Genomic DNA, 9679 nt, shown 5'->3' on the forward strand with positions numbered 1-9679 from the left:
GGAGATCGGGGCGTTCACGGGGGACTCCTCACTTTGGGGTGGGTCCGACTACACTGGCCGCGCTACGGCAGGCAATCATCACCCTTGACGTGGGTCATGCGTCGTCGCGCCGGGGATGCTAGGAAGCGTTGCGACACCCCAAGCCTCGGGAGGCTCGTCTGGCGACCGAAGATCAAGAGATCGAGCTGAAGTTCCTGTGCGAGCCCCGCGACCTGGAGGCTCTGCTGGAGGCCGCGCCGGCGGGCGCCACCGAGGCCAAGGCGCTGCGGGCCATCTATTTCGACACCCCCGACGGCCGTCTGCGCCGCGAGCATATCTCGCTGAGGGTCCGCGAAAGCGGCGGCAAGCGGGTCCAGACCCTGAAGCGCGGCGAGGGGTTCGGCCGCGAGGAATATGAGCAGAAGGTCGGCGACGATCGGCTGGATCTCACCATGCCGGCCCTGAAGAAGGCGCTGCCCGCCGCCCGCCGAAAGGCCCTGGCGCCGGCCTTCAGCGTCGCCGTCGATCGCCGCCAGCGCACCGTGGCCCACGGCGAGGCGATGATCGAGATCGCCGCCGACCTGGGGACCATCACCGCCGGCGACCGCCGCCGCGAGATCTGCGAGCTTGAGCTGGAGCTGAAGGCCGGCTCGCCGTCGGAGCTGTTCGCTCTGGCCCGCCAGCTCGCCCGCACCGCGCCGCTCTATCTCTCCTATGAGGGCAAGGCGGCCCAGGGCCAGATGCTGGGGGACGGGACGGAGCTGGTTCCGCGGAGCCAGACCCGCGTGCGTCTGACCGGCGACCTGACCGCCGCCGCCGCCTTCCAGGCCATAGCCCGCACGACGCTTGGCCTGATCGCCTCCAACGCCGCCCTGGTGCGCGAGACCGCAGACGAGGCCGCCCTGCACCAGCTGCGCGTCGCCGTGCGCCGCCTGCGCAGCGCCATCGCCACCTGCGCCGCCCTGGTCGGCGACGCCGAGGCGCCGAAGATCCGCAGCGAGCTGAAGTGGCTGGCCGGGACCTGCGGCGAGGCCCGCGATCTCGACGTCTTCGCCCGCAGTCTGAAGGACCTGAAGGGCAAGGCCGCCGCCGACGCCGCCCTGCTGACCGAGGCGGTCGCCAAGGCCCGGGCCAAGGCCTACGCCAAGGCCGGCGCGGCGCTCGCCTCCGGCCGGTTCCGCGACCTGGTGCTGGCCGCCGCGGCCTGGGTGGAGACCGCCGCCTGGCTCACAGATCCGGACGGCAAGGCGCGCCGCCGCCGCGAGGTGGGCGCCCGCGCCTTCGCCCGCGCCGCCCTGCGCGAACGCTGGAAAGCCTGGCGCCGCCTGGCCAAGGACTTCGGCAAGCTCGACGCCGAGGGCCGCCACAAGCTGCGCATCAAGGCCAAGAACCTGCGCTACGCCGCCGAGGCCTTCGCCCCCCTGTTCGCGGCCCGGCCGGCGGCGCGGATGGTGGGCCGCATCAAGCGGCTGCAGGACGATCTGGGCGCGCTGAACGACGCCGCCGTGGCCGCGCGGCTGGTGGGGGGCCTGCGCCTGGACGTGGCGGGACGGGAAGCGGCGGAGCGGATCGTGACGCGCCGGTCTCGGGACGCCGACCGCGGCCTGAAGCGGGCGGCCCGGTCGCTGGACCGGCTGTGCGACGCGGACCGGTTCTGGCGCTGAGGCGCGGAATTCATCCTTCGCTAGGCATATAAAGAACTCTTTATATGTTTGTTGCGAGGCTGGGCGGTGGCCGCTATAGAGCGAAAAAGCCCCTATCCTGCGCGCAAGGACCCCCCATGACCGACTACGTCGTCAAAGACATCTCCCTCGCCGATTTCGGTCGCAAGGAAATCGCCATCGCCGAGACCGAGATGCCCGGCCTGATGGCGGTCCGCGCGGAATTCGGCCCGAGCCAGCCCTTGAAGGGCGCGCGCATCGCCGGCTCCCTGCACATGACCATCCAGACCGCCGTGCTGATCCAGACGCTCGAAGCGCTGGGCGCGGATGTCCGCTGGGCTTCGTGCAACATCTTCTCGACCCAGGACCACGCCGCCGCGGCCATCGCCGCCGCCGGCACCCCGGTCTTCGCCATCAAGGGCGAGACCCTGACCGAGTACTGGGACTACGCCCACCGGATCTTCGAATGGTCGGACGGCGGCTATCCGAACCTGATCCTCGACGACGGCGGCGACGCCACCCTGCTCTGCGTGCTGGGCCCCAAGGCCGAGAAGGATCCGTCGGTCCTCGACAATCCGCAGAACGAGGAAGAAGAAGCCCTGTTCGCGGTGATGAAGCGCTATCTGAAGGAGAAGCCCGGCTTCTATTCGGCGATCCGCGCGGCCATCAAGGGCGTCTCGGAAGAGACCACCACGGGCGTCCACCGCCTCTATCAGATGCATGAGCGCGGCGAGCTGCCCTTCGCCGCCATCAACGTCAATGACAGCGTCACCAAGTCCAAGTTCGACAACCTCTATGGCTGCCGTGAGAGCCTGGTCGACGCCATCCGCCGCGGCACCGACGTGATGCTGTCGGGCAAGGTCGCGGTCGTGCTCGGCTATGGCGATGTGGGCAAGGGCTCGGCCCAGTCCCTGCGCAACGGCGGCGCCCGCGTCGTGGTCACCGAGATCGACCCGATCTGCGCCCTGCAGGCGGCCATGGAGGGCTTCGAGGTCCAGACCATGGAAGATGTCGCCGACAAGGCCGACATCTTCGTCACCGCCACCGGCAACAAGGACGTTCTGACCGTCGACCACATGCGTCGGATGAAGAACAACGCCATCGTCGCCAATATCGGCCACTTCGACAGCGAAATTCAGGTCGCCGGCCTGCGGAACTTCAAGTGGGACAAGATCAAGGATCAGGTCCACCACGTCGAATTCCCGGACGGCAAGAAGATTATCCTGCTCTCCGAAGGCCGCCTGGTGAACCTGGGCAACGCCACCGGCCACCCCAGCTTCGTGATGAGCGCGTCCTTCACCAACCAGACGCTCGCCCAGATCGAGCTGTGGACCAATGGCGGCGCCTACGACATCGGCGTCTACACCTTGCCTAAACATTTGGATGAGAAGGTGGCCATGCTTCACCTTGAAAAGCTGGGGGCCAAGCTCACCCAGCTCAGCAAGGACCAGGCCGAGTATATCGGTGTGCCGCAGGCAGGTCCGTTCAAGCCTGGGCACTACCGCTACTAGGTCTTTAGACCCCTCCGGGGACCTGAGCGGGGCTGTTCCAGTCCGGCTCACGCTCAGGTCGCCCGCTTTCTTTCCCCCCGAATGAACGCTGTTTTGTTCAAAGCCCAGACTGGGGATGACGGCCGCTGCGCCGTCCGCTAAGCAACCGGGCCATGCCGCTCGCGCTCATCCTGTCCAGTCATGTCGCCGCCAGCCGCGTTGGCGGCAGCGCCCAGGCCCTCGCCCTGGCCCCGTTCCGCATCGACTGCATGGTCGCGCCGACCGTGCTCTATGGCCGCCATCCCGGCTGGGGCGCCCCGGGCGGGGCCGCCGTGCCGGTCGAGGCGCTTGAGGGCATGCTCGACGGCATCCAGGCCAACGGCCTGTTCGGCCAGACCGACCTGGTGCTGACCGGCTATTTCGCCTCCGCCGCCCAGGTCCGCGCCGCCGCCCGCGCCATCGACGCCGTCCGCGGCGCGCCGCGCGACCGCGAGGCCCGCAAGCCCGTCATCATCGTCGACCCGACCATTGGCGACGCCGGCAAGGGGCTCTATGTGCCCGCCGACGTGGCCGAGGCGGTGATCAATGACCTGGTCCCCCGCGCCGACATCGTCGCGCCCAACACCTGGGAGCTGCAGCGCATGACCGGGGCCGAGGCCCGCGACCCGACCCAGGCGCTGCACGCCGCCCGCCTGCTGGGCAAGCCGGTGCTGGTGTCCTCCGTCGTACGCGGCGCCGAGATCGGCGTGGTCTATGCCGACAAGAAGGAGGCCTGGCTGGCCGCCCACCCGCGCGCCGATTCCGCGCCCAAGGGCACCGGCGACCTGCTCACCGCCCTGTATGGCGCGGCCCTGATCGACGGGCTCACCATCTCCTATGCGCTGGCCCGCGCCGTCAGCGGCGTGGCCGAGACCATCATGGCCGCCCAGACCTTCGGCTCGCCGGAACTGCCGATCGTCGGCATGGCCCAGCGGCTCAAGGCCACTTCGCCCACGGTGCGCATGGAACGCCTGGCCTAGGAGCCTTTCGGATGGTCGAGATCTCCGGCCTCTGTCCCGACCGCTTCGCCGGCGTCCGCGCGGCCTTCGCCGCCAATTTCGAGGCCGGCGCAGAGCTTGGCGCGCGCTTCGCCCTGGTCGAGGCCGGCGAACTGGTCATCGACCTGTGGGCCGGGTTCGCCGACCGGGCCCGCACCCGGGCCTTCGACGAGACCACCCTGACCCCGGTCTTCTCGACCACCAAGGCGGTCGCCGCCCTGATGATCGCGCGCCTGGCCGACGCCGGAAAGCTCGACTACGGCCAGGCCGTCGCCGACCTCTGGCCGGACTTCGCCCAGGCCGGCAAGGGCCAGATCACCGTCGAGCAGGTGATGAGTCATCAGGCCGGGCTCTCCGGCTTTCCCGACCAGATGGACCCGGCCCTGTGGTTCGACTGGGACGCGATCTGCGCCAGGCTGGCGGCCATGGCGCCCCTGTGGCCGCCGGGAACCGCCTCGGGCTATCACCCCATCACCTTCGGCTATCTGGCCGGCGAGATCTTCCGCCGCGTCGATGGACGGACCATGGGGACCGCACTTCGCGAGGACCTGGCCGGGCCCCTGGATCTGGACTTGTGGATCGGCCTGCCGGACGCCGAGCATGACCGGGTCGCCGAGCTGCAGCGGCCGACCAGCCTGGCCAAGTTCGGCGATCACAACGCCGCCACCAAGGCCGCCTTCCTGACCCCCTGGGCCTCGCCGGCCGGCCGCGGCCAGGCGGAGTGGCGCAGGATCGAGATCCCGTCGGCCAACGGCCACGCCACCGCCCCGGCGCTCGCCCGGCTGATGGGGTCGCTCGCCAATCAGGGCTGGCTGGACGGGGAAATGGTGCTGTCGCCGCCGCTGATCGCCGAGGCGGCGCGCGAGCGTATCCGCGGCCAGGACCTGGTCCTGCCCTTCGAGATGAGCTGGGGCGCGGGCTTCATGCGCAACGCCCCGGTCAAGGTCTGGGGGCCCGGCGAGGGGACCTTCGGCCATTCCGGCTGGGGCGGCTCCTGCTGCTTCGCCGATCCGGACCGTCGCCTGGCCGGGGCCTATGTGATGAACAGGCAGTCCGCCGACCTGCTGGGCGACCCCCGGCCCGGCCGGCTGGTCGAGGCGGTCTACGCGGCGCTCTAAAGCAGAAATGCTTTAGGCTGATCGACATTCGCCTTCGGCCGCCCGCGTGGGCGCCCATCCGATCTGTTCCCATGCAGCGGAACGCCCCTATTTGAACCACAAAGGGCACAAAGGGCGCGAAGGACACAAAGGGAACCAGGCTGGAGAGGCGCTCTTAATCCCTCGAAATGGCGCTTCGCGCCGGAGGGCGGATCATCTTCGTGATCTTCGCGCCCTTTGTGACCTTTGTGGTTCAGTTGGCGGCGGTTCAGCCGCCGTCGCGTTCCGGAATATCCGCGGCCTTGCGGACGCAGCGGTCTGAATGTCGATCAGACCTAGCCCTTGCCCTGGATCACCGCCTCGCCGCGGGCCTCCTTATAGGCGTTGGACACCAGGTCGCCTGAGAACACCGCCCCGAACAGGAAGCCGAGCCAGGGGTCGTCGCCGGCGAAGGCGCGGCGCAGGGGCTTGAGGTCGATGCGCTTGCGTACTTCGTCGAGGGGGACGTCGGCCTTGGCCAAAGGTCCGACCTGGGCGCGGACGTCGCCGAGCGCGGCGATCAGCTTGTCGACATAGGTCCGGTCGGTCTCCACCGGCCCGTGGCCGGGGACCAGATAGGCGAAGTCGATCGCCTCCAGCCGCTTCAGGGTGTCGACCCATTCGCCGGGATAGGTGTGGGCGGCGTAGGGGATCGGGGCGACCACCAGGTCGCCGCTGGCCAGCACCTTCTGCTTCGGCGCCCAGACCACGGCGTCGCCGTCGGTGTTGCCGCGGCCCAGGAACATCACCTCCACCGGCGCCGCGCGGTCGGGAATCGAGACGCGGTCGGTGAAGGTCTGGTCGGCGGGATAGACGCGCATGTCGCTGTAGCCGGCGACCATGCCGGGCCCCGCCGCCGCGGTCCGCGCCCAGCCGTCGCGTAAGCCCTGGGGCAGATGCTCGTCCTTGGCCTGGGTGGCCGCATAGGCGGCCATGTCGCCATAGGACCTCGCGTAGGTCTTCACATAGTCCATCGGCGGGCCGGTCATATTGGCCCGGGTCGCGGCGGTCGACAGAATGCGCACCTTCGGCCAGGCGGCGCGGAAGGCCCCGGCGCCGAGGTTATGGTCGCCGTGATAGTGGGTGTAGATCAGCCAACGGACGGGCTTGGCGGATATCCTGCGGATTTCCGCCACCACATTGCGGCCGGAGACCGGCGCGCCGCCGGCGTCCACCACGACCAGGCCCTGGCTCTGCTCGATGACCACCACATTGCCCTCGAAGGGCGGGTCGGTCACGGCGGGCTTGTAGATCAGGTGGACGCGGTCGGTGACCGCGACCGTCTGGCGGGCGAAGACGTCGGCCGGGAGCGGGGCCGGCGCCTGGGCCGCGGCGGCCAGAGGACTTCCCAAGGCCAGGATCGCGCCCAGCATCGCCCAGGGTCTCGCCATAACCGTCTCCCTCAGCCTGTCGCGCAGGCTAGGCCCGGATCGGCGCGCGCCCTAGTTAAGGCTTGGTCATGCGGGAACGAGGCTGCGGGCGCGCCGCCAGGCGCCATAGGTGAACACCGCCGCCCCGCCCCAGATGAACACGAAGGACAGGGCGCGCAGCGTGGAGAAGGCCTCCCCCTCGGCGCGGCCGATGGCGAAGGCGATGGTCGGGCCGATGAACTGCAGGAAGCCCATGACCGACAGGGGAATGCGCCGCGCGGCCCAGGAGAACAGCACCAGCGGCACGGCGGTGATCGGCCCTGCGGCGATCAGCCAGGCGGTGGTGGCCGGGGTCGCGGTGAAGTGGCTGAGGCCCTGGCGCTGCAGCCAGATCAGATAGACCACGCCCGGCCCCGCCAGCAGCAGGCACTCGATGAACAGGCCGGTCTGGGCGTCGGCGCTGACCAGCTTGCGGACCACCCCATAGGCGCCGAAGGAGAAGGCGAGCGCCAGGGACACCCAGGGCAGGTGGCCCAGCGCGAAGGCCTGGATCACCACCCCCAGGCCCGCCAGGCCGATGGCGACCAAGCCGATCCGGTCCAGCCGCTCGCGAAAGATCGCCACGCCCGCCGCCATGTTGAGCAGGGGGGTGATGTAGTAGCCGAGGCTGGATTCCAGCACCCGACCGGAATTCACCGCCCAGATGAAGATGATCCAGTTGGTGGCGATGAGCGCCGCCGACAGGGTCAGGCCGCCCAGCAGCCGGGGATTGGAGAACACCGCCATCACCTGGCGGCCCTGTCCGGCCAGCAGCACGAAGGCCAGCGCCGTCGGCGTGCCCCACAGGGTGCGGTGGCTGAGGATCTCCCAGGCGCCGACCCCCAGATGGCCCATGGCCTGGAAGGCGAGGGGCACGAACCCCCAGATCAGATAGCAGACCACCCCGGCGGCGAGCGCGGTCCTCTGGTCGGGCGCGTCCTGGGCCAAGCGGAGATCCTTATCCGGCGGATGGAAGGCGGGGCGTCCCCGCCTCGCACTCCAGCCGGAGCGCGTTGGTGAGAATGCAGACCTGTCGGTACTTACCTATGACCAGGAGAAGTTCGAGCAAGGCCATTTCGCTGAATCCGGCCCGAAGCTCGGTCCAGAAATCGTCCTCAAGCTCGCAGCTGGACTGCAGGGCGTCGCAGAGCCGGACGATTAGGGCGTCGCGGCCGGTCCAGTCGGCGCCGGCCCTTGCGGTCGCGGCGACCTCGGCCGGGGTGAAGCCGGCGGCTTCAGCCAGCAGATCCACATGGACGCCCCACTCATAATCCGAGCCGTTGCGGGCGCAGACCGTCAGGATCGCCAGCTCCCGCTCGCGCAGGGTCAGATGGCCCCTGTCCAGCAGGCCCCCGTCCATGAACCGGGCGAACAGCCGGTCGTCGCGGGCCAGCACCCGGAACAGCAGCAGGGGCGGCAGGATCTTCAGGCGTTTGTCGACCACGGGCGACCAGGGCGTCTCGGCGGGGGCGATGCGGCTGTGCATGACAGGCTCCGTTGATGTGCTATCAAGTTTGTAGCATCAGAGAGTCGTTATTGCTATGAAAATTGTAGCGCCTGCGCCCGGCCGCCCTGTTCGCGGCTCCTCGACCGGCCGGCCGATCATGGCCGCGCTCGACCTGTTCGGCCGCCGCGGCCTGCTGCGCATCCTGTGGGAGCTGAGGGGGGAGGCGCCCTTGACCTTCCGGGCCCTGGCCGCCGCGGCCGAGCTGCCGCCCGGCACGCTCAACGCCCGGCTCAAGGAGCTGAAGGCCGCCGGCCTGATGGCCACCGAGGGCGCCTATGGCCTGACGCCCCTGGGCCGCGATCTGCTGGCCGCCCTGGAGCCCCTGGTCCTGTGGTCGGAGGACTGGGCCCGGGCCTATCCCCCGACGGACTCCTAGGCGAGCGCCCGGGCCAGGCGCGCGACGCCGGGCGCCATGGCGCGCACCGGATAGCCGGAGAAGCCGAGCAGCAGGCCGGACCTGGGCTCCCGCCCGCGATAGAGGCGGCTGATCGCCTGGGCGGTGACATGGTGCGCGTCGGCCCGGGCTTCGGCTTCGAGGTCGCAGCGGCCGCCCTTCAGATAGGCGATCAGGTGCAGGCCCTGATCGGGGGAGGCGATCTCCAGCACATGGCCCAGCCGCGCCTCGAGCGCGCGGGCGAGCGCGTCGCGCTGGGCGCCATAGGCCACCCGGCGCCGCCGGATATGGGCGGCGAATTCGCCCTCGGCCATGAAGTCCAGCACGATGGCCTGGGTCAGGGTCGGCGCCTGGCGGTCCATCATCCGGCGGGCCTGGCTCAAGGGGCCGACCAGGGCGCGGGGCGCGACCAGGTAGCCCAGCCTCAGGCCCGGAAACAGCGCCTTGTTGAGGGTGCCGACATAGATCACCCGCTGGCCGCCATCGAGACCCTGCAGGGCGGTGAGCGGCGGGCCGGCGTAGCGGAACTCGCTGGCGTAGTCGTCCTCCACCACCCAGGCTCCGGCTTCCCGCGCCCAGGCCAGGAGCTCCAGCCGCCGGTCCATGGAGAGCGCCATGCCGAGCGGATACTGGTGCGAGGGGGTGACGAAGGCGGCGCGGGCGTCCGACGCCATGCGCACGCCCTCGGCGACGTTCAGGCCCTCCTCATCGACCGGGACCGGGACCAGGCGGGCGCCGACGGTCTCCAGGATGCGCAGGGTCGCCGGATAGCCGGGGTCCTCGACCCAGACCGGATCGCCGGGCGACAGCAGCACCCGGGCGATGATGTCCTGGGCGTGCTGGGCGCCGGTGGTGATGAGGATCTGGTCGGCCTCGCAGCGCACCCCGCGGGCGGCGCGCAGATAGGCGGCGATGGCGGCGCGCAGGTCGGGGTCGCCGGCCGGATCGGCATAGCCGAAGTCCTCGGGCCCTAGGGCGCGCAGGGCGCGGCGGGCCGACCGGCCCCAGGCGGCCTGGGCGCGGGCGTCCGATCAGGGTGCGGCCGGTGTTGAAGGTCCGCGCCCCG

At 70.2% G+C, this 9679-nt stretch carries 8 protein-coding genes and 1 pseudogene; 5 read left to right on the plus strand and 4 right to left on the minus strand.

The annotated features are described in order from the left end of the window. The first annotated feature begins 128 nt into the window (after positions 1-128). The 4 genes from MQH10_RS17675 to MQH10_RS17690 all read left to right on the plus strand — a co-directional run bounded on the left by MQH10_RS17675 (position 129) and on the right by MQH10_RS17690 (position 5285). Positions 129-1643, plus strand: coding sequence for a CYTH and CHAD domain-containing protein (locus MQH10_RS17675; protein ID WP_242565325.1), 1515 nt, complete (start codon positions 129-131; stop codon positions 1641-1643). A 116-nt stretch (positions 1644-1759) separates the two neighbouring features. After that, positions 1760-3151 carry an adenosylhomocysteinase gene (gene ahcY / locus MQH10_RS17680; RefSeq protein WP_242565326.1) on the plus strand — a complete coding sequence of 464 codons (1392 nt, stop codon included), beginning with the start codon at positions 1760-1762 and terminating at the stop codon, positions 3149-3151. Positions 3152-3303: 152 nt separating this feature from the next. Continuing rightward, entirely contained in the window at positions 3304-4149 is an 846-nt protein-coding gene (locus MQH10_RS17685) for a PfkB family carbohydrate kinase (RefSeq protein ID WP_242565327.1), read from the plus strand. An 11-nt stretch (positions 4150-4160) separates the two neighbouring features. Next, the gene (locus MQH10_RS17690) at positions 4161-5285 is read left to right on the plus strand and encodes a serine hydrolase domain-containing protein (RefSeq protein WP_242565328.1); all 1125 of its coding nucleotides are present in this window, start codon (positions 4161-4163) and stop codon (positions 5283-5285) included. Between the two features lie 314 nt (positions 5286-5599). Here MQH10_RS17690 and MQH10_RS17695 read toward each other — a convergent pair whose 3' ends face one another. The 3 genes from MQH10_RS17695 to MQH10_RS17705 all read right to left on the minus strand — a co-directional run bounded on the left by MQH10_RS17695 (position 5600) and on the right by MQH10_RS17705 (position 8198). Continuing rightward, complete coding sequence (locus tag MQH10_RS17695) at positions 5600-6694, minus strand: MBL fold metallo-hydrolase (protein ID WP_242565329.1); 1095 nt, start codon at positions 6692-6694, stop codon at positions 5600-5602. A 66-nt stretch (positions 6695-6760) separates the two neighbouring features. Continuing rightward, complete coding sequence (gene rarD / locus MQH10_RS17700) at positions 6761-7660, minus strand: EamA family transporter RarD (protein WP_242565330.1); 900 nt, start codon at positions 7658-7660, stop codon at positions 6761-6763. Between the two features lie 10 nt (positions 7661-7670). After that, positions 7671-8198: a carboxymuconolactone decarboxylase family protein gene (locus tag MQH10_RS17705; protein WP_242565331.1), complete on the minus strand. Its 528-nt coding sequence runs from the start codon at positions 8196-8198 to the stop codon at positions 7671-7673. Positions 8199-8253: 55 nt separating this feature from the next. Here MQH10_RS17705 and MQH10_RS17710 point away from each other — a divergent pair, with 55 nt between their 5' ends. After that, positions 8254-8595 carry a winged helix-turn-helix transcriptional regulator gene (locus tag MQH10_RS17710; protein WP_242565332.1) on the plus strand — a complete coding sequence of 114 codons (342 nt, stop codon included), beginning with the start codon at positions 8254-8256 and terminating at the stop codon, positions 8593-8595. Here the strand turns inward: MQH10_RS17710 and pdxR are convergent. Then, a pseudogene (pdxR, locus tag MQH10_RS17715) lies at positions 8592-9617 on the minus strand (MocR-like pyridoxine biosynthesis transcription factor PdxR); the annotation flags it as partial. The gene MQH10_RS17710 and the pseudogene pdxR overlap by 4 nt on opposite strands. Between the last annotated feature and the right edge of the window lie 62 nt (positions 9618-9679).

It is taken from the genome of Phenylobacterium aquaticum (assembly GCF_022695515.1).
GTDB lineage: Bacteria > Pseudomonadota > Alphaproteobacteria > Caulobacterales > Caulobacteraceae > Phenylobacterium > Phenylobacterium aquaticum.